The 23586-nt window shown below is 62.2% G+C and carries 19 protein-coding genes and 5 pseudogenes; 6 read left to right on the top strand and 18 right to left on the bottom strand.

Annotated elements, in window-relative coordinates:
• Positions 1-213 precede the first annotated feature (213 nt).
• The 15 genes and pseudogenes from OMP40_RS25890 to OMP40_RS25820 form a co-directional block, all read right to left on the bottom strand.
• Positions 214-1077 (bottom strand): hypothetical protein, encoded by an 864-nt coding sequence (locus tag OMP40_RS25890; RefSeq protein ID WP_277535696.1) that lies wholly within the window; start codon positions 1075-1077, stop codon positions 214-216.
• 255 nt (positions 1078-1332) lie between these two features.
• Positions 1333-2863: pseudogene (locus OMP40_RS25885) on the bottom strand (DHA2 family efflux MFS transporter permease subunit).
• Complete coding sequence (locus OMP40_RS25880; protein WP_277535694.1) at positions 2856-3236, bottom strand: MarR family winged helix-turn-helix transcriptional regulator; 381 nt, start codon at positions 3234-3236, stop codon at positions 2856-2858. The pseudogene OMP40_RS25885 and the gene OMP40_RS25880 overlap by 8 nt, the downstream one beginning before the upstream one ends.
• 286 nt (positions 3237-3522) lie before the next feature.
• A pseudogene (ftsY, locus tag OMP40_RS25875) lies at positions 3523-4526 on the bottom strand (signal recognition particle-docking protein FtsY).
• A 101-nt stretch (positions 4527-4627) separates the two neighbouring features.
• Positions 4628-8203, bottom strand: coding sequence for a chromosome segregation protein SMC (smc, locus tag OMP40_RS25870; RefSeq protein ID WP_277535692.1), 3576 nt, complete (start codon positions 8201-8203; stop codon positions 4628-4630).
• On the bottom strand, positions 8184-8951 hold the full coding sequence (gene rnc / locus OMP40_RS25865; protein ID WP_277535690.1) for a ribonuclease III: 768 nt from the start codon (positions 8949-8951) through the stop codon (positions 8184-8186). Before rnc ends, smc begins: the two co-directional genes overlap by 20 nt.
• Before the next feature lie 125 nt (positions 8952-9076).
• Complete coding sequence (gene fabF / locus OMP40_RS25860; RefSeq protein ID WP_277535688.1) at positions 9077-10318, bottom strand: beta-ketoacyl-ACP synthase II; 1242 nt, start codon at positions 10316-10318, stop codon at positions 9077-9079.
• Positions 10319-10689: 371 nt separating this feature from the next.
• The gene (gene acpP, locus OMP40_RS25855) at positions 10690-10923 is read right to left on the bottom strand and encodes an acyl carrier protein (RefSeq protein WP_090117455.1); all 234 of its coding nucleotides are present in this window, start codon (positions 10921-10923) and stop codon (positions 10690-10692) included.
• Positions 10924-11056: 133 nt separating this feature from the next.
• Positions 11057-11809, bottom strand: coding sequence for a 3-oxoacyl-[acyl-carrier-protein] reductase (gene fabG, locus OMP40_RS25850; RefSeq protein WP_277535683.1), 753 nt, complete (start codon positions 11807-11809; stop codon positions 11057-11059).
• 66 nt (positions 11810-11875) lie between these two features.
• Entirely contained in the window at positions 11876-12805 is a 930-nt protein-coding gene (gene fabD, locus OMP40_RS25845) for an ACP S-malonyltransferase (protein ID WP_277535682.1), read from the bottom strand.
• A gap of 26 nt (positions 12806-12831) precedes the next feature.
• Positions 12832-13818, bottom strand: coding sequence for a beta-ketoacyl-ACP synthase III (locus tag OMP40_RS25840; RefSeq protein WP_277535678.1), 987 nt, complete (start codon positions 13816-13818; stop codon positions 12832-12834).
• Between the two features lie 11 nt (positions 13819-13829).
• Positions 13830-14819, bottom strand: coding sequence for a phosphate acyltransferase PlsX (gene plsX / locus OMP40_RS25835; protein WP_277535675.1), 990 nt, complete (start codon positions 14817-14819; stop codon positions 13830-13832).
• Positions 14806-15428 (bottom strand): annotated as a pseudogene (fapR, locus tag OMP40_RS25830) (transcription factor FapR); the annotation flags it as partial. The gene plsX and the pseudogene fapR, both read right to left, overlap by 14 nt.
• Positions 15429-15510: 82 nt before the next feature.
• Positions 15511-15684 carry a 50S ribosomal protein L32 gene (rpmF, locus tag OMP40_RS25825; protein WP_090117460.1) on the bottom strand — a complete coding sequence of 58 codons (174 nt, stop codon included), beginning with the start codon at positions 15682-15684 and terminating at the stop codon, positions 15511-15513.
• 66 nt (positions 15685-15750) lie between these two features.
• Positions 15751-16275, bottom strand: coding sequence for a YceD family protein (locus OMP40_RS25820; protein ID WP_277535669.1), 525 nt, complete (start codon positions 16273-16275; stop codon positions 15751-15753).
• Between the two features lie 154 nt (positions 16276-16429).
• On the opposite strand from OMP40_RS25820, the pseudogene OMP40_RS25815 reads away from it, so the two are divergent.
• A pseudogene (locus OMP40_RS25815) lies at positions 16430-17666 on the top strand (nucleotidyltransferase).
• Positions 17667-17681: 15 nt separating this feature from the next.
• Here OMP40_RS25815 and OMP40_RS25810 read toward each other — a convergent pair.
• Positions 17682-18098: a GNAT family N-acetyltransferase gene (locus tag OMP40_RS25810; protein ID WP_277535667.1), complete on the bottom strand. Its 417-nt coding sequence runs from the start codon at positions 18096-18098 to the stop codon at positions 17682-17684.
• Between the two features lie 244 nt (positions 18099-18342).
• Here OMP40_RS25810 and OMP40_RS25805 point away from each other — a divergent pair, with 244 nt between their 5' ends.
• Complete coding sequence (locus tag OMP40_RS25805) at positions 18343-19605, top strand: hypothetical protein (protein WP_277535665.1); 1263 nt, start codon at positions 18343-18345, stop codon at positions 19603-19605.
• 76 nt (positions 19606-19681) lie between these two features.
• Here OMP40_RS25805 and coaD read toward each other — a convergent pair whose 3' ends face one another.
• Complete coding sequence (coaD, locus tag OMP40_RS25800; protein ID WP_277535663.1) at positions 19682-20200, bottom strand: pantetheine-phosphate adenylyltransferase; 519 nt, start codon at positions 20198-20200, stop codon at positions 19682-19684.
• Positions 20201-20764 carry a 16S rRNA (guanine(966)-N(2))-methyltransferase RsmD gene (rsmD, locus tag OMP40_RS25795; RefSeq protein WP_277535661.1) on the bottom strand — a complete coding sequence of 188 codons (564 nt, stop codon included), beginning with the start codon at positions 20762-20764 and terminating at the stop codon, positions 20201-20203. It abuts the gene before it with no gap.
• Between the two features lie 436 nt (positions 20765-21200).
• Between rsmD and OMP40_RS25790 the strand changes: the two genes are divergently transcribed.
• The 4 genes and pseudogenes from OMP40_RS25790 to OMP40_RS25775 all read left to right on the top strand — a co-directional run bounded on the left by OMP40_RS25790 (position 21201) and on the right by OMP40_RS25775 (position 23569).
• Positions 21201-21938: a hypothetical protein gene (locus OMP40_RS25790; RefSeq protein WP_277535659.1), complete on the top strand. Its 738-nt coding sequence runs from the start codon at positions 21201-21203 to the stop codon at positions 21936-21938.
• Between the two features lie 28 nt (positions 21939-21966).
• Positions 21967-22110 (top strand): annotated as a pseudogene (locus tag OMP40_RS25785) (pentapeptide repeat-containing protein); the annotation flags it as partial.
• Between the two features lie 701 nt (positions 22111-22811).
• A complete protein-coding gene (locus OMP40_RS25780) occupies positions 22812-23327 on the top strand; it encodes a hypothetical protein (protein WP_277535658.1) in 516 nt (171 codons plus the stop codon).
• Between the two features lie 50 nt (positions 23328-23377).
• Complete coding sequence (locus OMP40_RS25775; RefSeq protein ID WP_277535656.1) at positions 23378-23569, top strand: hypothetical protein; 192 nt, start codon at positions 23378-23380, stop codon at positions 23567-23569.
• The last annotated feature ends 17 nt before the right edge of the window (positions 23570-23586 follow it).

Raw genomic sequence — 23586 nt, 5'->3', positions numbered from 1 at the left:
GATTCTGTTCATGTTCGAGTACCCCTATACTATTGATATTGATTATCATTCTTACGATAGTATAAAGTCTTTTTCGCCGATTGTGAATCTTGGATCGTGCTGTTCTTTTTCTCGTTTCCGCATTATGACTGGATGTGCGGGTTCCCTGTTTGGCAGTTGAACAAAAAACGCCCATGACCGTTAAGTCATGGACGCGGCTGCGACCGGCTTATTTCAGTAGCGCTCCAAAATCTTTGTCGTTTTGAGTCCGTCCTGAGGTAAAAACCAGCCTTCGGAAATCAGCTTGTTTTTCAGGGAAGCTCTCTTCGCCGAAGCGGTCGCGTAGTCGTCTTCCTTGAAGGAAGCTTCTACGAGATATTCATAGCCGCTGCCCGACGCCTTTTTGATTTCCCAAACTTCGATATAAAGCGCCTCGCCGTCCCACTCGCCGATCGACCGCTTTGCGCCGACAGGTCCGTAGACATGGGCGTCGTGAAGAATGTCCGCCGCCCAATCGCCCGGCTGCCAATCTTCCAGCTTGCCCGGAATCAGATCTTCGGCGACCTCTCTCGCGTCTCCCTTGTCAGGCAGCTCCATGCCGTCGTAGCCGTCCAGCTCAGCGTCCTTCTTGTTGCTGAAGCTGAGCGTTTGCGACGAGTAGCCCCAATCGACCTGGGCTTCGTAGTCGTCCTCATCCGCGTCGAAGCCGTCCGCAGCGGCTGCGTTCAATGCCGCCTGAACGTTGCCGCCGACGATCGGATAACGCATTTTGTACGTGACCTCGAATTCCTCGTCGCTGTAGGACTCCATTTTCCGGATTCGAACGTTCCATCCTTCGGCGTTCAAGTCCAGATCGTCGCCGTCAAGATACGCGACGTTCATCTTTTCGACCGTGGACGGCATGTCGAACGCGCCGAGCACCGCGCTCTTCAGCTTGTGGTCCGAACCCAGCACCGCGGCCGGGTCCAGATACCATTTCACTTCGTAGTCCGGCGTCGCGACGCCCGCGGCGCGAACAGTCCGGCTGCCGGACCAGCCGGGCAAAAGCGTGCCGGCGCCGAGGACGGCGCAAGCCAGGAGCAGCGTGCTTCTTTTCATTCATGATTCCCTCCTTTGATTGCCGGCCCGTTTAGCATGCGTCCCATCCATCGGCGACGGTGCAGGTCCGGCTTGCTATAACTGTATCAAGCGAATATTCGATTGGGATTCGAAAGCCGTAAACGGCAGATCAAGCCCATTTCGGCATATTGTTGGTTCTTATCGAATGGATCTATAAGATTCGAAAAAAAGAAACGCAAAAACGCCTCGCGGGCGGGAACGATCTCCCGCGCAAGGCGTCTTCTTCGCCGGCGATTAACGCGACGACTGGACTTTGGATCGGGCTGATTCTGCTTCTGCTTTGGCGTTTTCTTCCGACTTGAGCACTTCATGATGGGGCTTTACCTTTCGAATAAAGAAGGCCAGCACGAGCGCGGCTACCGTGATCCACGTCGCTACGACGAACGCATGCTGAATGCCGTACAGCGTCGCTTCCTTGCCGATGTCCACCAACTGAGCCGCATTCGCCTTGTCGGTCGGATCGATCCCCCGCGGCTCTCGTGAGCGCTTGGCCTTCATCCGCCGCCCTGTTCGTCATGATTGTCACGAGCAAGGCGGTGCCGAGCGCGCCGGCGACGTTGCGCAGCGTCTGCGACATGGCCGAACCATGCGAATTAAGCGTCTGCGGCAGTTGGTTCATGCCCGCCGTCTGGATCGGCATCATAAGCAAGGACATGCCGAACATCCGCGCCGAGTAGATAAGAATGATATGCGTGTAAGTCGAGTCCAGTTGGATTCGGCTCAGCTCCCACGTCGTGAACGCCGTGATGAGAAGACCGAGGACGGCCAGCCAGCGCGCGCCGATCTTGTCGAAGATCATGCCCGTGATCGGGGACATGATCCCCATCAGAATGGCGCCCGGCAGCAGCAAGAGACCGGATTCGAGCGGCGTGAAGCCGCGAATATTTTGCAGGTAGATCGGCATGAGCACCATCGCGGAGAACATCGCCATCGTGACGATGACGTTGATGACCGTCGTCAGCGAGTACATGTCGAATTTGAATACGCGGAATTCGAGCAGCGGCTTTTTGGCCACGAGCTCCCGCCAAACGAACAAAATGAGCGCCACCGCGCCGACCGCCAAGCTGACGATGACGCGGCTGCTGTCCCAGCCGTCGTTGCCGGCGTCGCTGAAGCCGTAAAGGATGCCGCCGAAGCCGAGCGTCGACAGCACGACGCCGAGCACATCCAGCTTGGGTTTGGACGTTTGGGTGACGTTTTTCATCGCGAACGAGCCGTAAATCAGCGAAAACACCGCAAGTGGCAAAACGATGTAAAACAGGACGCGCCACGAGTAATGCTCCACGACCCAGCCGGAGAGCGTCGGACCGACGGCCGGCGCGAAAATCATGGCGAGACCCATCATGCCCATCGCCTTGCCCCGCTGCTCGATCGGGAAAATCGTCAGAAACACGACCGACATGAGCGGCATCATGATGCCGGCGCCGACAGCCTGAATGAGCCTGCCGGTCAGCAGCGTGCCGAAGTTGGGCGCAACTGCGGCCACGACCGTGCCGACCGTGAACAGCCCCATGGCGACGATATACAATTGACGCGTTGAAAACTTCGAAATCAAGTATGCGGTAACGGGGATGACGACGCCGTTGACGAGCATGTAGCCCGTCACGAGCCATTGAATCGTATTGGACCCGATCTCAAGGTCCGCCATCATCTTCGGCAGCGCGACGTTCAGCAGCGTCTGGCTTAGCAGCGCGACGAAGGCGCCGATCAGGAGCGATGCGACGATCGGACCTTTTCTCAGGGTGGAGACTATGGCGTTACTCATCTTTATTTTCCTCTCTCGCTTTGTGTAATATGTGCACGATGCGTCCATGAATGCGCAGCAGGTCGTTCAAGTCTTCTTCGCCGAGCTCGTTCAGCGGCTCCAGCATCATTTTGCGGCGCTCGTCGATTTGCAACCACAAGGCCTCGCCCTCAGGCGTCAGGCGCAAAGAGATCGAACGACGATCGTTTTCCGGACGCTCCCGCGATACGAGGTTCGCCTTGACCATCCGTTCGACGATGCCGCTTGCGGTGCTCGGTCCGACGAACAGGCATTCCGCGAGCTCCGACAAGCTCATCTGCGGCTTGCTCCGCAGCGTCTTCAGGACGAGCAGCTGAATCGGGGTGACGCCGAGATGCTGTCCGGCCCGCTGCATCGAGTGGTAAAAAAGACTGATTCACTTCCCTGAAGGACGTAAACAACTCTGAAATGAGCGACTGATCCTGCATATCCCTCCTCCTTATCCGATGTAATAGAACGAATGCTTAGAACCATTGCCTTACAAACAATTGCTTAACAAATAATTCGCATACGAAGTATATTAGTACAGTGCGCTTTGAGGGTCAAACTTTATTTTTGCCCAAAAACAAACGAAAACCGCAGCGATCCGCCCTGAGGGCGGCCGCTGCGGCCAGATGTTCAACATATACGTGATTGACGCGTTATTGCTCTTCTTCGGCAGAAGTCTGTTCCTCGGCCAAGCCGGCGAACAGCGCGTGTACGAACTGCTCGGCGTCGAATTGCTGCAGGTCGTCCATTTTCTCGCCGAGTCCGACGAATTTGACCGGCAGCGACATCTCGCGGCGGATGGCGATCACGATGCCGCCTTTGGCCGTTCCGTCGAGCTTGGTCAGCACGAGGCCGGAGACGCCGCTCTTCTCGCCGAACAGCTTGGCTTGCTGGAGCGCGTTCTGTCCCGTGGCGGCGTCCAGCACGAGCAGCGTCTCGTGCGGCGCGCTCGGAATCTCCCGCTGGATGACGCGGTAGATTTTGGACAGCTCCTCCATCAGGTTCGCCTTGTTCTGCAGGCGTCCCGCCGTATCGCAGAGCAGGACGTCGACGCCGCGCTGCTTGGCGGCCTGAACGGCATCGTACATGACCGCCGCGGGATCGGAGCCGGCCTGCTGGCTGATCACTTCGACGCCGACGCGCTCGCCCCATACTTGCAGCTGCTCGATGGCGCCGGCGCGGAACGTATCGCCTGCGGCGAGAAGCACCTTTTTTGCCTTCCTGCTTGAAACGGTGCGCGAGCTTGCCGATCGTCGTCGTCTTGCCGACGCCGTTGACGCCGACGAACAAAATGACCGTGATGCCGTTCGGATTCATTTTAAGCTGCGAGGATTCGCCGCTCTCCGTCAACAGACCGACCAGCTTCTCGGACAAAATAGGCTGAAGCTCCGACGGCTGCTCGATGCGGCGCTTTTTCACCTCGTCGCGCAAATCCTCGATCAGTTCCATGACGGTATTGACGCCTACGTCGGCGCCGATCAGAATTTCCTCGAGCTCTTCGAAAAACGCCTCGTCGATTTTTTTTGCGCCGGCTGAACAGGTCGGTCACCTGGCCGACGAAGGCGTCGCGCGTCTTCGAAAGGCCCTCCTTGAACTTGTTCGTTACGGCTTCTGTCTTCGAGGCGATGCTTTCCTTCAGTCGTTTAAAAAAACTCATCTTCGTTCCTCCTGCCGGTCGGCCCGCCGCTCAAAACCGCTCGGCGTCCGTCCCGTCCTTCGATATCTTCGATATGAATCGTCGCGCCAACCCGCCGCTCGTCAAGCCGTCGCCTCCGCCGTGAACGCTTCGCTCTCCTCGAGCTTGACGGATACGAGCTTGGACACGCCGCCTTCCTCCATCGTCACGCCGTACAGCATATCCGCTTCCTCCATCGTGCCCTTGCGGTGCGTGACGACGATGAACTGCGTCAGCTCGGAGAAGTCGCGCATATACCGCGCGTAGCGGGCCACGTTCGCCTCGTCCAGCGCCGCCTCGACTTCGTCGAGCACGCAGAACGGAACGGGCTTCACGTTCAGGATCGCGAACAGCAGCGCGATCGCCGTCAACGCCCGCTCTCCGCCGGACAGCAGCTGCAAGTTTTGCAGCTTTTTGCCCGGGGGCTGTGCGACGATCTCGATGCCCGTGTCGAGCGGGCGCTCCGGCTCGCTCAAGATCAAATCCGCGCGGCCGCCGCCGAACAGCTTGGAGAAGACGACGACGAAGTGGCCGCGAATCTGGTCGAACGTCGTGCGGAAACGTCTCGACATTTCCTCGTCCATCTCGTGGATAATGGCGTGCAGCTTGCTTTTCGCTTCCATAAGGTCGTTTTTCTGCGCGTCCAGAAATTCATAGCGCTCGCTGACGCGCTTGAATTCGTCGATGGCGCCCAGATTGACCTCGCCGAGCATCGTAATTTTGCGCTTCAGCTCGCGCACGTCGTTTTGCGCGGCGGGCACGTCTTCGGGAACGGCGTACTTTTCCTTCGCCCACTCGTAGCCGATCTCGTACTCCTCGCTAAGCTTGCGCAGAAGGTTGTCGAGCTCGACGTCCATCCGGTTCGAGGAGATCTCCGCCTGGCGAAGCTGGTCCTCGACTTGACGGAGCTGGGTGCGCTGCTCGCGCGTCTCGTTTTCCTTGCGCTCGAGCTCGCGCTGCCGCTGGGCCCGGTCCGCGCGCCGGAATTCGATCCCTTCGGTGTATTCCTTCTTGGCAAGCCGCAGCGCGTTCAACCGTTCGCGCTGCTGGTTCTGTTCGGCCGAGGTGCGTTCGGTGTCCGCCGCGTTTTGCGCGAGCGTCTCCTTCAGCTGGCGGGACTCGGCGGACAGCCGCATCTCTTCGCTGCGATGGCGACCCGATTGCTCGGCGATCGAAGCGCGCTCTTGCTCCATGCGCGCGATCGACACCTTCATCTCGGTCAACTGCGCCTGCAGCTCTTCCTTCGCGCTCGCGCTCCGCCGCTTGAGCTCCTCCGCCTCGCGAATCGCCCGCGACAGCCGCTCCTCCTCGGCGGTGTGCTTCTTAAGCCGCGCTTCGGCCTCGGCGCGCGCGCCGGCAAGCTCGGCCTTCTCGCGGCCGAGTCCCCCTTCGTCGCCGCCGATCGCGGCGAGCTGCGCTTCGAGCTGCTCGTGCTCCTCGGCGTGGCGCTGCCGCTGGGCCGACGCCTGCTGCTCTTCCATCCGGGCGCGCTCGCCGGACTCCCGAAGCTGCTCGATATTTTGCTGCGCCAGCGCAAGCTCCTTTTTCAGATCGTCGAACTCGGCGCGCAGCTTAACCCGCGCCTGCTCCGCCGCTTTGATCTCCTTGGCCAGCTCTTCGAGCTGGCGCTGGCGGCCGAGCAGGTTCGACGATTTGCGCGCCATGCTGCCGCCCGTCATCGAGCCGCCCGCGTTGACGACGTCGCCGTCCAGCGTCACGACCCGGTAGCGGTATTGGAGCCGCGAGGCGATCCGGTTCGCATGCTCGAGCGTCTGCGCGATCATGACGTTGCCGAGCATGCTGCCGACGATGCCCGCGTACCGCTGCTCGAAGCCGACGAGCTCGGCGGCCACGCCGACGAAGCCGTCCAGTTCGGCTACGCTGCGTCGGTCGCCGTCTCCGACGTTCCGCGGCTTGATGACGTCGAGCGGCAGGAACGTCGCGCGTCCCGATTGGCGCTGCTTCAAGTAGCCGATCGCGGCCCGCGAGGTCGATTCGTTTTCCATGACGATATTCTGAAGCGCGGCGCCGAGCGCCGTCTCCACGGCCACTTCAAGGTGAGCCGGCACGGTCACGAGCTCGGCGACCGCGCCGTGAACGCCGTGCAGATGTCCGCGCTTCGCGGCCTTCAGCACTTCCCGGACGCCGTGCTGGAAGCCATCGTAATCGTTCGCGAGCTCCGCGATCGTATCGCGCCGTGACACGAGCGCCTCGCGCTTCTGGTCCCAGCGGCGGCCTTCGCCCTGCGTCTCTTCAAGACGCCGCTGCAGATCGGCGACGCGCGTGCCTTCCGCGATATACCGGTCGCGCGTCTTGGCGACCGCCTCCGCGCAAGCCGCGACCCGCAATTCAAGCTCCGCGCCGCGCAGCTTCAGCGCTTCGCGCTGTTCTTCAAGCTTGGCCCGTTCGCCGGCCGTGCGTGCCGACTTGCGCGCGAGCTCCTCCCGCTGCTGCTCGCAATACCGAATATCGTTGCGCGCCTGGGCCATCGCGTTCATCGTCTCGAACAGGTCCGTCTTCAGCCGCTCCTCGGCATCCTCGCTGCCGTCCGCGATCGCGAGCTTCACTTCCTCCTCGATCAGCTTCGACTGCAGCGCCTCGAGCTCGCCTTCGACTTGCGCGCGACGGGTCTCGATTTTCTCTCCCTCGGCCTTCGCCGCGGTCAATCGCTCGGTCACGAGCGCCAGACTCTCATCGAGCTGCGCGCGGCCGCGCGACAAATTCGCCATCCGCTCGGCGAGCAGCTCGCCGTAGCCTTCGCTTTTCTCCGTCTCCTCGGTCGTCCGCAGCAGCTCGTCCTGCAGGCGCTCTAGCGCTTCCTCGAGGCGCTGCAGCGCCTGGCGCTCCTCTTCGAGCTGGGCGTCGTGCGCCGACACGACCGTCGACAGCTCGAGCTGTTCCTTTCGGAGCTTCTCGAGCTTGCCGTTCGTCTCCGCCCAGGTCTTGTGCACCGTGTCGATCTGGTGCACGTACAACGCGATCTCTTTGTTTTTGAGTTCTTCCTTCAGCAGCTTGAACGACTCGGCCTTGGCCGCCTGCTTGCGCAGCGGCTCGACCTGGCTCTCGAGCTCGACGACGAGGTCGTTGATCCGCAGCAGGTTGCCTTCGGTGTCCTCAAGTTTGCGCTGCGCTTCCTTTTTGCGCGACTTGTACTTGACGATGCCCGACGCTTCCTCGAAAATGCCGCGCCTGTCCTCGGAGCGCGTGCTCAAAATCTCTTCGATGCGCCCCTGGCCGATGATCGAATACGCTTCTTTGCCGATGCCCGTGTCCATGAAAAGCTCCGTAATGTCCTTCAGTCGGCACGGCTGCTTGTTGATCAGATATTCGCTGTCCCCGCTCCGGTGCACGCGGCGCGTGACCGTCACCTCCGCGAAATCGAGCGGCAGCGCCTTGTCGCTGTTGTCGAGCGTGAGCGATACTTCGCCGAAGTTGACCGCCTTGCGAGCGTCGCTGCCGGCGAAGATGACGTCCTGCATGTTGCCGCCGCGCAAGCTCTTGGCGCTCTGTTCGCCGAGCACCCAGCGGATGCCGTCGGAGATATTGCTCTTGCCGCTCCCGTTCGGGCCCACGACCGCCGTGATGCCGCGACCGAATTCGAGCTGCGTCCGGTCCGCGAACGATTTGAAGCCGGCGAGCTCAATGCCTTTCAGATACATGGGGATCCCTCACCTTTTGTCTCTCGCTGCCGGCAGCCTGCCCGCCGCCCGTCTCGGCGTCCGTCCGCAGCTGACGCAGCGCCTGCGCGGCCGACTGCTGCTCGGCTTCCTTCTTGGAGCGCCCTGCCCCTTGGCCGAGACGCCGATCGCCGATACGGACCTCGACGACGAACTCCCGGTCGTGCGCGGGTCCCCGCTCCTCGAGAATCCGGTAATCGAGCGTCCCGAGACCCAGATGCTGCACGCGCTCCTGCAGCTCGGTCTTGTGGTCCTTGATCGGCGCCTGGCCTTCCTTGGGCAGATGGGCGAAAAGATGCTCGCCAAGGAAACGGTTCACCTCGGCCAGTCCCTGATCCAAATATAGCGCGCCGACGAACGCCTCGAAGGCGTCCGCCAGCAGCGACGGACGGCTCCGCCCGCCCGTCTGCTCCTCCCCTTTGCCGAGCAGCACGACCTGCCCGAATTCGAGCGCCTCGGCAAAACGGACAAGCGACGGCTCGCATACGATCGCGGCCCGAAGACGGGTAAGTTCGCCCTCGGGACGTTCCGGATACATCCGGTACAGCGCCTCGGACACGGTCAATTGCAGGACGGCGTCCCCCAAAAACTCGAGCCGCTCGTTGTGTTCGACGCGGGAGCCACGCTGCTCGTTCACGTAGGACGTATGGGTAAAGGCCTGCCTTAACAGCGAGACGTTGCGGAAACGGACGCCCGCTCGCTCCTGCAGCCGGTTCATGACTTCGCTCATGTACGGCATCCTCCTTTTTCACCTTCCGCAAGCTGACGTATCGCCCCCTTGCCGGCGGGCGATACGTCTTATTTTGGAAAAAACGCAGGCGGCACGCCGCCTGCGTTAGGGCCGATCGCTTACGTTCAAGCCTCGTATTTGCGCAAAATAACCGTGGCATTGTGACCGCCGAAGCCGAACGAATTCGACAGGGCTACCTTCACGTCCGCTTGGCGCGGCTCGTTCGGCACGTAATCCAGGTCGCACTCGGGGTCCTGGTTGTCGAGATTGATCGTCGGCGGAAGCACGCCGTTCTGGAGCGCCAAGCCGACGATCACCGCTTCGACTCCGCCGGCCGCGCCGAGCATATGACCGGTCATGGACTTGGTCGAGCTGACGGCCAGCTTGTGCGCATGCTCGCCGAACGTGCGCTTGATCGCCTCGGTCTCGGACTTGTCGCCGACTGGCGTCGAGGTGCCGTGCGCGTTGATATAGCCGATCTCCTCGGGCGCGATGCCCGCATCCTTGATCGCTCTGGCCATGCAGCGCGCGGCGCCGTCCGGATCCGGCTCGGTCATATGGTGCGCGTCGCCGCTCATGCCGTAGCCGATCACCTCGGCGTAAATGCGCGCGCCGCGCGCGGTCGCATGTTCAAGCGACTCCAGAATGAGCACGCCCGCGCCTTCGCCCATGACGAAGCCGTCGCGATCCGTATCGAACGGACGGCTCGCCTTCCCGGGCTCCTCGTTGCGCGTGCTCATCGCGCGCATGTTGGAAAATCCGGCGACCGCGATCGGTCGGATCGTCGCCTCGGCGCCGCCGCAAATCATGACGTCGGCGTCGCCGCGCTGGATGAGCTTGTACGAATCGCCGATCGAATGCGTGCCCGTCGCGCAAGCGGTGACGGCGGTCGTGTTGGGACCCTTGGCCCCCGTCACGATCGAGATCTGGCCGCTCGCCATGTTCGCGATCATCATCGGAATAAAGAAAGGGCTGACGCGGCGAGGCCCCTTTTCCATCAGGATCGTATGCTGATCCTCCCAGGTGCCCAGACCGCCGATGCCGGAGCCGACGCTCACGCCGACGCGGTCGGCTTCGGCGTTGACGCCGATCTCGAGACCCGCGTCCTTCACGGCGCTGAGCGAGGCCGCCAGGCCGAACTGCACGAAGCGGTCCATGCGGCGCGCTTCCTTCTTGTCGATTCCGTGCGCTTCCGGATCCCAATTTTTCACTTCGGCCGCGATCTTCGTCGGATAGTCGGCCGTATCGAACGCCTCGATCAGGCTCACGCCCGACTTGCCGGCGAGCAGGCTGTCCCAAAACGTATTCAAATCCGTGCCCAGGGAGGTGACGACTCCCATGCCGGTAACCACTACACGATGTGCCAAACCATGTTCACCTCTTCAGCCGATGCGTAAACGTTCGGCGCCGCCTTTGACGGACGAGCCCGTTTCGCGTAGAAATCCGGGCGATCCGGATGTAAGCGTCCGAATCCCCGGAACGTTGACTAGCATAACCGACGAACGTCGGGCCGGCGCCCGCGCGAGGACGGATCCCGTCATTTATTGCAGCGATTCGTCCTAGCCGGAAGAATCGTTCTAATAAATACGGCGTCCGACGCAATCCCGCGTCCAGGCGACCCTATGCAGGTAGCGACGGCCCGGGACCGTCCTCACGGATGGCCGCCGGGCCGCAGACCCAAAATCGATGCATAATGTGGAGAAGTCCCGCTCTTCGAAGCGGGACCTTGTCAGATCAGTTAGGCATGAGATTGTATGTAATTTACGACTTCTCCCACCGTAGTGATCTTCTCTGCATCCTCATCGGAGATCTCCAAGTCGAATTCGTCTTCGAGTTCCATTACCAGTTCGACGACATCGAGAGAGTCGGCGCCCAAGTCATCCTTAAAGTTCGCTTCGTTGGTGACTTCGGCCTCTTCTACGCCCAGGCGTTCGACCACGATGCGTTTAACGCGATCATATACATCGGACATCCGGTTCACCTCCCTTTTGGTATTATACGAGATAGATGGACAAAAAGCCAGCGCGTAAACGGTTCCGCGAAAGCCCCTTCATCCGGTGCGCCGCACGCCCGCGGATCCAGGTCCGCCGGGGTACGGCAGCGTTTTACATATACATGCCTCCGTCGACATGGATCGTCTGCCCGGTCATGTAAGACGCCCCATCCGACGCCAGGTAGAGCACGCTGGACGCGATCTCCTCCGGTCTGCCCATGCGGCCGAGCGGAATGTCCTTCAACATCGCTTCGCGAAGATCGGCCGGCAGCTTGTCGGTCATGTCCGTCTCGATGAAGCCCGGCGCGACCGCATTAACCGTGATGCCGCGCGACGCCAGCTCCCTGGCGGCCGACTTCGTCAATCCGATGACGCCCGCTTTGGCCGCGACGTAGTTCGCCTGTCCCGCGTTGCCGAGGACGCCGACGACCGAGGAGATGTTGATGATGCGCCCGTAGCGCTGCTTCATCATCGGACGGGTGACCGCCTTGATGCCGTTGAACACGCCCTTGAGGTTGGTCTCGATGACCGCGTCGAATTCTTCTTCCTTCATGCGCATGATCAGGTTGTCCCGCGTGATGCCGGCGTTGTTCACGAGAATGTCGAGTTTGCCGAACGCTTCGATCGCACGCTGCACCATCCCGTCGAACTCCGCGGCCTTGCCGACGTTCGCCTGAACCAGGATCGCCTTGCGGCCGAGCGCTTCGATCGCATCCGCCGTCTCTCTTGCGGCGGCTTCGCCGCCCGCATAATTCACGGCGACGTCGCAGCCCGCCCCCGCGAGCGCGAGCGCGATGGCCCTGCCGATGCCGCGCGAAGCGCCGGTCACGAGCGCGGCTTTGCCGCTTAGATCAAACTCCGCCATACTATTACCCCTCTCGCGTTAGGCATAATCACCAATCTCGCAGCCGCGCCGAACGGCGCAACCGCGCTAACCGAGCTCCGCTTCGTTCACGCCGGCCGCGTCGTTCACGGAAACGACCCGCACCGTCTTGTCGATCTTCTTGATCAGTCCGGCCAGCACGCTCCCGGAGCCGATCTCGACGAACGTATCAACGCCTTCGGCAATCAAATACCGGACGCTGTCTTCCCACAACACGGGGGATACGACCTGCTCCACGAGCAGCTCCCGAAGGCGCGCGCCTTCGCCGACCGCGGTCGCCGTCACATTGGCCACGACCGGCACCTCCGCATCGCGGAAGGCGACTTCGTCGAGCTTCGCTGCGAGCCGGTCGGCCGCGGGACGCATGAGCGACGAGTGGAACGGGCCGCTGACGTCCAGCGGTATCACCCGTTTGGCGCCGGCTTCCTTGCCGCGCTCGACGACAGAAGCCACGCCGGCCGCCGTGCCGGATACGACGATCTGTCCCGGGCAGTTGATGTTGGCAAGCTCGACCGGCGCGCCGGCCGCGGAGATGTCCCGGCAGAGCGCGTCAAGCGCCTCGCGCTCGGCGCCGAGCGTCGCCGCCATCGCTCCCTGGCCGCCTGGCACCGCTTCTTCCATGAACGTGCCTCGCGCCCTGACGAGCCGGATCGCATCGGCGAAGTCGAGGACGTTCGCGGCGACGAGCGCGCTGTACTCGCCGAGACTGTGGCCGGCGACGAAGTCCGGTTTTACGCCGCGCGCTTTGAACGCCTCGAGCAGCGCGACGCTTGTCGCGAGCAGCGCGGGCTGGGTGTTGGCCGTCTGGCGGAGCGAATCCTCCGGCCCTTCGAAGCAAAGCGACGAAACGGAAAATCCGAGCGCCCGGTCCGCTTCCTCGAAAACGCCGCGCGAAGCTTCGAACGCTTCGGCGGCGTCCTTGCCCATGCCGACCGCCTGCGCCCCTTGTCCGGGAAATACGAATGCGATTTTGCCCATGATCGTTCGTCAGCCTCCTCTATCCTTTACCAGACCAGTACCGAAGCGCCCCAGGTGAGGCCGCCGCCGAAGCCGACCATCGCGATCGTGTCGCCCTCGCTTACGCGGCCTTCTTCCACGGCCTCGGCCAGCGCCAGCGGGATCGAAGCCGCCGACATGTTGCCGTACCGATCGATGTTGATCACGCACTTCTCCGGCGGCAGCTCGAGCCGCTCGAGCGAAGCCTGAATGATGCGGATATTCGCCTGGTGCGGCACGAGCAGGTCGATCTCGGACTTGTCCACGCCGGCCTTGCGGAGCGCTTCCTCGGCCGCATTGCCCATGATGCGCGCCGCGAACTTGAATACTTCGCGCCCGTTCATCTCGATGAAGTGGCGCTTGCCGGCTACCGTCTCCTCGGACGAAGGCTGACGCGAGCCGCCGCCCTGTATGCGAAGATGCGGACCGCCGGCGCCGTCGGCCCCGAGCTCGAACGACTTGAAGCCGCGACCCTCCGGCACTTCCCCGATGACGACGGCGCCCGCGCCGTCGCCGAACAGCACGCAGGTGTTGCGGTCGGTGTAGTCCGTGATCCGGGACAGCGTGTCGGCGCCGATGACGAGCGCATATTTGTACATGCCGAGCGCGATGAAGCCGGATGCGTTGGCGAGCCCGTAGATGAAGCCGGAGCAGGCGGCGGACAGATCGAACGCGGCCGCCTTCTTTGCGCCGAGCCGTTCCTGCAGGATGCAGGCGGTCGACGGGAAAAACATGTCCGGCGTAATCGTCGCGACGATGATCAGGTCGAGCTGATCCGCCGCGATGTTGGCCGACGCCAGCGCCTTGACGGCCGCTTCGTACGCCAGGTCGCTCGTCGCCTCGTGCTCGGCCGCGATGCGGCGCTCGCGGATGCCGGTGCGGCTCACGATCCATTCGTCGTTCGTCTCCACCGTCCGCTCGAGCTCTTGGTTCGTCAGTCTGCGCTCCGGCGCGTACTTGCCGATGCCGAGGACGCCTACGGGAATTCCATTCATCGTCTTCTCTCTCACTTTCCGCCGAATTCTTCGGCCAATGCAGGGATGAGTCCGTTATCGATCGCGGCGACCGTGTGTCGGATCGCGTGCATCGTCGCGGTGGCGTCCGAGGAGCCGTGGCTCTTGACGATCAGACCGCTCACGCCAAGCAGCGGCGCGCCGTTGTAAACCTTGTAATCCATCATTTTGCCGACGCGCCTGAAGTTCGGCCGCAGCACGGCCGCCGCCAGCTTCGAACGCAGGCTGCTCGTCAGCTCCTGCTTCAGCAGGCCGAACACCGTCTCGGCGGCGCCTTCGATCGCCTTTAGCAGGATATTGCCCGAAAACCCGTCGCAGACGAGCACGTCGCAGCTGCGGCTCAGCACGTCGCGCGCTTCGACGTTGCCGATAAAGTGGATCGGCGCCGTCTCGAGCAGCTCGAACGCCGCTTTGCTCAGTTCGTTGCCTTTGGCCGCTTCGGTCCCGACGTTCAGCAATCCGACCTTGGGCTTCGCCAGCCCGTGCACCTTTTGCCTGTACATGCTGCCCATGAGCGCGTATTGCAGCAAATGCTCCGGCTTCGCGTCCATGTTGGCGCCGAGATCGAGCGTCAAGACGCCTTTGCCGTCCGTCGTCGGGAACAGCGAGGTCAGGCCCGGCCGGTCGATGCCTTTGAGCCTGCCGAGCACGAGCAATCCCGCGGCCATAAGCGCGCCGGTATTGCCCGCCGAGATCATCGCGTCGGCGGCGCCTTCCTTCACCATGCGGGCGGCGACGTTCATCGAGGCGTCCGGCTTGCGGCGCACGGCGCGCACAGGCTCGTCGTCCGGCGCGATGATATCGGCCGCGGGCACGACCGTCACGTTCGGAGGCTTGCCGGCGCCCAGCAGCGGATTCAGCGCTTCCGGCCGGCCGACGAGCAGCAGCTCCGCCTTCGGCCACTGCGCGGCCGCGGCCACCGCGCCCTCTACCGTCGAGCGGGGCGCATGGTCGCCGCCCATCGCGTCTATGGCGATTTTCATGCCTCTCCCGCTCCTTCCTCGTCCGCAGCGCCTGCGGAGCGATAAATCACAAAGTTGCCTTGAAACACCATTTCGTCGCCGACGTAGGTGAACACCTCCACCTTCGCCTTCCCTTTCTGCACGCCGCTCGATCTCACGTACGCCTTGGCGATGCACTTCTCCCCCGAGTCTCGCGGGACGAATGAACCGGATATCCGCCGAAGCGGTCAGCGCGATCTCGTCGTTGATGACGGCGACCGCCAGCGAGTTCGCCTGCGCGAATACGTGGTGTCCGCGCGCGATGCCGCTGCGGGAGAAGACGTGTTCTTCCCGGATCTCGAACATGGAGATGCCGCTCTTGTCCAGTTGAAGATCGAGGATGTCCCCGATCACCTCGTGCAGCGGCAGCGATCGGACCGGATCGTAGGAGCGCTCCGCCATCAGCTTCAGCCGCTCGCGCAACTCCGGAATCGCCAGCTCCAGCCGGTCGAGCCGGATCGTCTGAATGCTGACTTTGAGCAGGCGCGTCAATTCCCGGTCGGTCAGGAACGGATTTTCTTCGATGAGGCGGGCGAGCTGCTGATGGCGTTGCTTTTTTGGGCATGCGTTCCATGGGCGACACCGCCTTATATGTTCATACTGATACCTGGTGCCAATCCGATATAAAGAAAAACGCGCCTTGACGCTAGTCACGCCGGGACGCGTTATTTCATTATTGCTTGATGATTTCGCGGGATTTGTACGTGCCGCAAACCTTGCACACGCGGTGCGAGATTTTCAGTTCTCCGCATTGTTCGCATTTGACCAAACCCGGAACGACCAATTTGAAGTGCGTCCGACGCTTGTTTTTGCGGGCTTTGGATGTTTTGCCAAAAGGTACTGCCATGTTCCCACCTCCTTACCAGAGTCGAAAGCGAAAGCGGCCTCTATCGGCATTCCTATTTCGATGTCGTTATGAACGTTCGGAATCGAACCAGCCTTTGAGCGCCTCCAGCCTCGGGTCGATCTTGACCGGCCTCGGCCGCTCGGGCTTGCCGTTCAGGTCTTCGCCTGTCTCCGGGTCCAGTCCCTTGCAGTCTTCGCTGCAGGTCGGGGACAGCGGCAGATTCAGCAGCAGTTCGTCCTGCAAGTAAGGGCGAAGCTCCAATTGATCGCCGTGGAACGGCACGAAGTCCTCGTCGTCCTGCTCTCCGAGATCCGCCACTTCCTTCGGGACTTGCTTAAAGCGCTCGTCGTAAGTAAAGTGAAGCGGCTCTTCGAACTTGGTCAAGCAGCGAACGCATGTCCATTCGAGATTGCAGTCCAACCGGCCGGCTACCTTGACGAACTCGCCGAAAGGCTCGGCCGCGACGTCCGCTTCGAGCGGACCGGCCGGACGAACGCCGGGCACCTGCGACAGCAGATCGGCGACGTCGATCGTCTCGCGCAGCGTCAGTCTGGCCTTGGCTGCCTTCAGCTCCTGTACATTGAGCAACATATGATCACTCCAAACAAACAAAAGTAATTATAGACGCGGCACGGCGCTTTTGTCAACATTTAACGCGTCGGACCGCACGAGCCGCCCGAATGGGAAATCGAGCCTTCTTTCATGTTATCATATCCTTAATTCGCGCTTCAAAGGAGCGTAGCCCATGTCCACCGTCGGCCTTGTCGTCGAATACAATCCGCTGCACAACGGTCATCTCTATCATATACAACAATCGCGCAAAATAACGGATGCCGATTCCGTGATCGCCGTCATGAGCGGCCACTTTTTTGCAGCGCGGCGAGCCTGCCATCGCGGATAAATGGTCGCGGGCGGAAATGGCGCTGCGCGCGGGCTGCGATCTCGTGCTCGAGCTGCCCGTCGCCTACAGCGCGCAGCCGGCCCAATGGTTCGCCTACGGCGCGGTATCCGCGCTGGCGGCCACCGGCGTCTGCGACGCGCTCTGCTTCGGCAGCGAGAGCGGGGACGCCGAGGCGCTGTCCCGCATCGCGGACCGGCTGTCCGCGGAGCCCGAGTCGATGCGGCTTCGGCTCGGCGCCCTCCTCAAGGAGGGCCTGCCGTATCCGAGCGCATACGCCGCGGCCGCCCGGGAGCTGCTGGAGGCGGCAGGCGAAGCCGACGCCGCGTTCGGCCTGTCGGAGCCGAACCATACGCTCGGACTTCATTATTTGCTCGCGCTGCGCAAGCTGGGCAGCCCGATGCGGGCGCTTTCCATCCGGCGCGAAAAGTCCGGCTACAATCAAACCGCGATCACCGACACCGCCATCGCCAGCGCGACGGCGCTGCGCAAGCTCGTCGTCGAAGCGGGCGGCGGGCTGGACGGCCTCGCCCCCTACGTGCCCGCTTCGACGCTCGCGGCGCTGCGCAGGGAAGCGGCCGCCGGCAGGGCTCCGGTAACTTGGGAGTCTTTCGCGAGGCCGCTGTTCCACCTGCTCGCCTCGCTGCCCGCATCGGAGCTGGCGGCTTATGCAGAGGTAACCGAAGGGCTGGAGCACCGCATCAAAGGCGCGCTTCGGGATTTACGCGCGTGGCGGGTGGAGGAGCTGCTCGACCTGCTCAAGACGAAGCGGTATACGCGCACGAAGCTGCAGCGGACGCTCGCGCGCATCCTGCTCGGCCACCGCAAGGAAGAGCTGGATGCCGGTCGGCTGGCGGCCGGCGTCCAATACGTCCGCGTGCTGGGCTTTACGGCACGCGGCCAGGCGCTGCTCAAACGGATGAAAAAGACGGCCGCCGTGCCGGTCGTCCACACCGCGGCGGACGGCGACTGGCCGTATCTCGCGATGGACGCGCGGGCGACGGCGGTCTATGCCGCGGCGCTCTCCGACTCGCGGCCCGCCGACGCCTGGCGGGATTATACGGAGCCTCCGGTGCGGGCTTAAACGACGACGGCAGCCTTACAGATCCTGTGACATCCGGATCATGTCCCGGCACCGGATTCCGTTTTCGAAAATCGGCTCGTCGTAATGCCTTGCAAAGAAATCAAGGTCTACGCCGACGATGCGGAATCCGCATTTTTGATAAAGCGCCAGCTGTCCGACGCTCGAATTGCCGGTCCCCGCCTCGATCGTCCGATAGCCTTCGCGCCGGGCGGTATCGATGGCGTGGAGGACGAGCGCTTTGCCGATTCCGTTTCCTTGATGGCGCTCGTCGACCGCGACGTTCACGAGCTCCGCCGTGTCCGGCCTCGTAGGCAGAAGGACGTAAACGCCGACAAAGTCCCCGTCTTCCGTCTTGGCGACATAGCAGTCGCCGCGTCGCAAATACTGCGCGATCAGCTTTTCCGACGGATCGGCGAGCAGCAGCAAATCCATCGGCGGCCTTTCCTCTTGAGTATGCCTTTCGATAAGAAGCCTTTCGATTCGCATATTCCCTCTCTCCTCTTGCCTTCCCGCTTACCGCGCAAGCCTGCGCGGACAAGGCTGGTCTAACGCCGGACGGGCATGCGTACATTGTACCATGTCCCATCGAGCGGCCATGGCTTTGTCCTGCGCTTTACCGGCGCTTTGCACCACCAGCCATCCGTTAGACCCGAATGGGCGTGAGGAGGCGGCGTTCATGCCGGAATCCGCGTCGCGCAAAAAATCGTTTCTCATTTCCGTTTTTCTCGGCGGCTGCGCGCTTGCGCTCGTCGCGAGCATCGTAAAATCGCCGGACGAGGCGTTCCGCGCTTCGCTGGGCGGTCTGCAGATCTGGTGGGACACCGTCTTCCCCGGCCTGCTCCCGCCGCTCATGCTCGCCGAGCTGCTCGCCGCCTCGGGTCTGCTTCACGGCGTCGCGGCCCTGGGCAGTCCGGCATTCCGCCGGCTGTTCAAGCTGCCTGCTTCGGCGGGATGGGTCGTCGCCTTCGGCTGGACGGCGGGCCTGCCCGCCGGCGCCAGAGAGACGGCGCGCCTGCGGGACCGAAGCCTGATTCGCGGCCGCGAGGCCGAGTCGCTGCTGCTGCTCTCGCACATGCCGAATCCGTTTCTCGTCATCGTCGTCGTCGGAAGCGGATTTTTGCATGCCCCCGTCTACGGCTGGGCGATCGTGGCGGGGCTGTGGATATCCGGCATCGCGGCGGGCATGCTGTGGCCGCGGTTGTCCGGTCGCGATCCGGCGGCTGCCGAGCCGTCCGACGAATCGTCTCGCGACGGCGACGCTTCCCGGCAGCCGGCGGATTCCGCTCTTCGCCGCGCCTTTCGGGCGATGCAGGAGGCGCGTCTTGCCGACGCGCGCCCTTTCGGCAAGCAGACCGCGGACGCCGTCACGAGCGCCGTCGCCACGCTTTTCGCGATCGGAGGTTTGATGATGATGAGCGCCGTGGTGCTGCGCATTTTGCAGACGGCGCTGCCGGGCACCGACGCTTGGCTGACGATCCCGAGCCTGTACGAAATGCACCTCGGCGCCTATGCCTCCGGCCGCTCGGCGCTGTTCGAGTCCGCGCCGGCCAAAGCCGCCGCGCTGATCGCGGCTGCGCTCGCCTGGAGCGGCGTAAGCGGCCTGCTTCAAGCCAGAGCCGCCTGGACCGGCAGCCGGTTCCCTTGGTCCCGCTTCATCGCCGGCCGCCTGCTTCACGCCGCGCTCGCACTTGCCGCGACCTATCCGCTGGCGGTCGCCGCGCAGCGCGGCTGGCTGGCGCCGCTCGCCCCGGCGTGGCTCGGCATCTCCGGTCCGATCGCGGCGTCCGAACCCGCGGCAGGCCCGCTCCCGTCGGGCTGGGCGTTGCTGCCCGGTACGACGCTCGCCGCGATCGCCTGCCTGGGCATCTTCGTGCTGCTCGCCCTGCTCGCCGCCCTGATCTCGCCCCGCCGGCGGGACGGCAAGCGCCGCCCGAAATAAGGCGCGCAGGCGCCGAATACGACCGATGGACGCCTTCTGCGACAACTTCGCAAAAAGGCGCCCATCTTGCCGGTCGTCAGTCCCGCTTGCCGAACTTGCCCCGCAGCGCGGCTTCCACCGCTGGCGGCACGAGATCCTGCACCGCGCCGTCGAACTTGGCGATTTCTTTGACGATGCTCGAGCTGAGGTACGAATATTTGGGATTCGTCATCATAAAAATCGTCTCGATCCCTTCGTCGAGCTGACGGTTCGTCGAAGCCATCTGGAGCTCGTACTCGAAGTCGGTGACCGAACGGATGCCCCGCACGATCACCTGGGCTTGCTGCGACCGCATGTAGCGCACGAGCAGATCCCTGAAGCTGTCGATTTCCACGTTCGGCAGGTCCTTCGTCACCTCGAGCAGCAGGCTCCTCCGCTCTTCGACGGTGAATAACGGGCTTTTGCTCGTATTGTTCAGCACCGCCACGATCAATCTGTCGTACTGCTTCGCCGAACGCCGGATAATGTCGAGATGCCCGAACGTGACCGGGTCGAAGCTGCCCGGATACACCGCGATGCGATGCTCGCTTTCCGGCCGGTTCGATTTGGCGTTCATCTATTCTTCGCCTCCGTATCTATAGATCGCAATCGCGGTCTCGCCGTACAGGGCGAGCCGCCGCCGCTCGAAGATGCCGATGCGCTCTTCGTACGCGAATCCGGATTCATGCTCGATGATCGCCACCGTGTGCTCGCCGGCGAGACCGCGCGCCGTCAGCTCCAGCAGAAGCGCGTCGCCATTTTTCATGGCATAGGGCGGGTCGAGAAATACCAGATCGAACGGCTCGCAGCCGCGCTGCTCCAGCAGTCTGATCGCTTTGCCGGCGTCCTGCCGGTAGACCTCCGCCTTGTCCGCGAGACGCGTCGCAGCCAGGTTGGCGCGAACGACGTCGATGCTGCGCATGTTCGCGTCGACGAAGACGGCTCGTCCCGCCCCTCTGCTAAGCGCCTCGATCCCGAGTCCGCCGGTGCCGGCGAACAGGTCGAGCACGCGCTCTCCGTCAAAATACGGCCCGATCATGCTGAAGAGGGCTTCCTTGACTTTGTCCGTCGTCGGACGGGTCGTTTGCCCCGGCACCGCCTTAAGCGGCCTCCCCCTGGCCTCTCCGGATATGACTCTCATCTGTGAAGTTCGACCCCCCGCGTGCATGGTATGCCCCGATTTGACAGCAAGACAGCCGCGGGTCCGCCGCGGCTTGGATGAGGCTTATGTTACCATATCGAGCCGCCTGCGGGAAGCCTGTCTCCTGGACGCCGAACACGTGCGCGCAAATTTTTGCACGGTCGCGTATATTTTCCCAGCATGCGGCGATACTGCTACTACCGGCGTCGAGAGACGCCGGGGATAACCGCGGAGAAGGCTTACGTTTCCCCATAAGTTCTTCGTCCGGTTTCTCCTCTCCCATGAGGCCCTCGTCGCGAGACGGGGGTCGTTTTTTGCGTCTTTTAGCCTTCAAAAATGTAACCGCAGTCACAGAAACAAATCGCATCGCCATGGTATTCTTAGAAAGAAGCTTAATCATGTAAATCGATACTAATGGCGACGGAGTGTTGTTCGAATGAAAAAGAAGATCGTACTGCTTACCTTGATCGGCCTGCTGGCAGTCGGCGGCGTCGTCAGCGCAGCCAGCTTGTGGGGAACGTACAAAGGATTCCCGAAAGTCAGATTGACGCTCGGCGGGCAGGCGATTGCGACGCAGGGTACGCCGGCCATCAATCTGCAAGGCTCGACGATGGTGCCGCTGTCCGCGCTGAAAAGCGCAGGTGTCAGTTACACCTACGACGCCAAAAAGCAGACGGTCGACCTGAAGCCTGCCGGCGCCAATCTGGTGAAGCTGACGGAAGACGTCATGGCGCTCGGCGGAGACGGAATTACGCTGACGGACATCGAGGGCGACATGACGGCGGTCGTTTATTATCCGTCCATGTACGGCTTTGACGAAGATTGGACGGATATCGACCAGATTTTCAAAAAAACTCACGCCGCTCGGCGCCGTATACATGCGGGTTTTCTACACCGAGAACGACGAAGAGAACATGATCGAGATCAAAACGTCCGACTACGACAAATTCCTGAAGGGTGCGATCACGGACGACCAGCTTCAGCAGCTATGGATTACGAGCGGTCCCCTGTTCGACGACGAAGAGGATTCGGGCGACGCGGAAACGCTCGGCTAACGCATCCCTTATCGAATCGCTCCATCTCGCGTTCTGGCAATCCATGTTACGTAAGGCCCAGGACCTCCGCAGGGAGGTCTTTTTTTGCGCACTTTAAAAATATAACGCTTGACTTTTAGGCCGGAGCGAACGGGCTCTTGAATCGAAAATTGCAACTTCGGCGGCGCGGATCTGTTCGTCTCTAAGTTCGATCGCTGCAAAATGATGGGCTCGACGTTCTTCGGCGCTACTTTGGACGGCATCTCCATCCTTCATGGCGACTGGTCTTATACGAATCCGAGACAAGCCGATCGCCGATCTCTCGCTGTCGCCTGGCGGGCATGCGCGCTGATCGCGCCGATCGTTCACAAACGCGTCATTTCATTTCTCCCGGCATCGTCCTGTATAATAGAAGCATTAAGTACTGGGCGGTGAATCGACATGAACGGTCCGAAAGCGGTTGGGCTCGTGCTTGGCTATTGCCTGGCGGTATTTTTGTTCGTCTTGGTCATTTATTTAACGATCCGGTTTTCTACCTGACGCGTTGCGCGCGAACGGCCGGCCCTTCAGCGGGGCCGGCTTTTTCGCATCCGCTCCGGGCCATACGATGCCGTCCGTTGCGGTTTGCGTCGATTCGTGTCCGTCTTCGTTTCAACCAGTCCCCGGATGTGTAAGAAAAAAATAACAGTCCACGCGGGAAGGAGGTGTGATGACGCATGAAGCAGCAACGTCTCTCGCTTAGAAATTACTTGGCGTTCTTGGTGACCGAGGTGTCGGAAACGATCAAGCAGGATCCGCAATCCACGCCGCGTTCGCGCCGCTGATTCGTCATCGCGCCCTTCCAGGCAGACCGAAGCCGCCGCACCGGCGGCTTTTTGCCGTTCTTGCCGACGGTTCCCGGCGACGGGCGATCGACAAGCCAAACATTGTCTCCGTCCGAGGAAGGATAGACGCGTCCCCTGGTCCATATGGTAAACTAAGCGCATCAAACGATCCCGAAAGGACGATCCTTCATGAACCAAGCCGCGCAATACGCGGTCCCCATCCTGTTAGTCGCGTTTATTTTGTACCGACGCATCCGGCGGACGGTCGGCTTCCAGCTCCTTCGACCGCGGAGACTCCAGATTCGAATCGGCATCTTCTCCGTCATCGGCATCATCCTGATCGCGGCGGGATTCGTTCATCCGATCGTATTCGCCGCGGACGCCGCGGGACTCGCCCTCGGCGGGCTGCTCGCCTGGTTCGCCATCCGGCACAGCATCGTGGAGCGCCGCATCGACGGACTGTACTACCGGACGCACGTCGTCATCGAGTCGCTTGTCATCGCGCTGTTCATCGGCAGAATCGCCTACCGGTTCCTGTTCGCGATGCAGGGCGCGCAGACGGCCGCGAATGCCGCCGGCGGCCCGGACACGCTGGAGCAATACGGCCGCGATCCCTGGACGGCGGCCATCTTCTTCATTTTGATCGCGTATTACGCAGGCTATTACCTGTACGTGCTGCGCGCGGCGCCCAAGCGGGCGGCCTGACGGCCAGCCGCTGACGCCCGTCGCCGCACGATACGGAAAGGACGTCGCACTTGAGAACCGCGGACCAAGTCAAACGGAAGTATCATGAGCTGGCTTCTCGCAAGCAAGCCATCGAGGCTTTGTACGAACAAGCCGGCGCGGAAGCCCGGCCCGAGCTGCAGGCGCAAGCCGAGCGGCTGGAAGAGCAACTGCTGCTGCTCGAATGGGTGTTGAACGCGCCGATGGGCAGCTACCACGGCTGAGCGGCCTACGGATGCGC

The sequence above is a fragment of the Cohnella rhizosphaerae genome (genome assembly GCF_029525575.1).
In the GTDB taxonomy this organism is placed as follows: domain Bacteria; phylum Bacillota; class Bacilli; order Paenibacillales; family Paenibacillaceae; genus Cohnella; species Cohnella rhizosphaerae.
The sequence above is the reverse complement of the archived record's forward strand: the minus strand, read 5'-3'. Positions and strand labels throughout refer to the sequence as shown.

Bases quoted from the DNA above. Each gene is read 5' to 3' on its own strand.
- OMP40_RS25890 (WP_277535696.1), bottom strand. From the start codon at position 1,077: ATGAAAAGAAGCACGCTGCTCCTGGCTTGCGCCGTCCTCGGCGCCGGC.
- OMP40_RS25880 (WP_277535694.1), bottom strand. From the start codon at position 3,236: ATGCAGCGGGCCGGACAGCATCTCGGCGTCACCCCGATTCAGCTGCTC.
- smc (WP_277535692.1), bottom strand. From the start codon at position 8,203: ATGTATCTGAAAGGCATTGAGCTCGCCGGCTTCAAATCGTTCGCGGAC.
- rnc (WP_277535690.1), bottom strand. From the start codon at position 8,951: ATGAGCGAAGTCATGAACCGGCTGCAGGAGCGAGCGGGCGTCCGTTTC.
- acpP (WP_090117455.1), bottom strand. From the start codon at position 10,923: ATGTCCGATGTATATGATCGCGTTAAACGCATCGTGGTCGAACGCCTG.
- fabG (WP_277535683.1), bottom strand. From the start codon at position 11,809: ATGGCGGAGTTTGATCTAAGCGGCAAAGCCGCGCTCGTGACCGGCGCT.
- fabD (WP_277535682.1), bottom strand. From the start codon at position 12,805: ATGGGCAAAATCGCATTCGTATTTCCCGGACAAGGGGCGCAGGCGGTC.
- OMP40_RS25840 (WP_277535678.1), bottom strand. From the start codon at position 13,818: ATGAATGGAATTCCCGTAGGCGTCCTCGGCATCGGCAAGTACGCGCCG.
- plsX (WP_277535675.1), bottom strand. From the start codon at position 14,819: ATGAAAATCGCCATAGACGCGATGGGCGGCGACCATGCGCCCCGCTCG.
- rpmF (WP_090117460.1), bottom strand. From the start codon at position 15,684: ATGGCAGTACCTTTTGGCAAAACATCCAAAGCCCGCAAAAACAAGCGT.
- OMP40_RS25820 (WP_277535669.1), bottom strand. From the start codon at position 16,275: ATGTTGCTCAATGTACAGGAGCTGAAGGCAGCCAAGGCCAGACTGACG.
- OMP40_RS25810 (WP_277535667.1), bottom strand. From the start codon at position 18,098: ATGGATTTGCTGCTGCTCGCCGATCCGTCGGAAAAGCTGATCGCGCAG.
- OMP40_RS25805 (WP_277535665.1), top strand. From the start codon at position 18,343: ATGCCGGAATCCGCGTCGCGCAAAAAATCGTTTCTCATTTCCGTTTTT.
- coaD (WP_277535663.1), bottom strand. From the start codon at position 20,200: ATGAACGCCAAATCGAACCGGCCGGAAAGCGAGCATCGCATCGCGGTG.
- rsmD (WP_277535661.1), bottom strand. From the start codon at position 20,764: ATGAGAGTCATATCCGGAGAGGCCAGGGGGAGGCCGCTTAAGGCGGTG.
- OMP40_RS25790 (WP_277535659.1), top strand. From the start codon at position 21,201: ATGAAAAAGAAGATCGTACTGCTTACCTTGATCGGCCTGCTGGCAGTC.
- OMP40_RS25780 (WP_277535658.1), top strand. From the start codon at position 22,812: ATGAACCAAGCCGCGCAATACGCGGTCCCCATCCTGTTAGTCGCGTTT.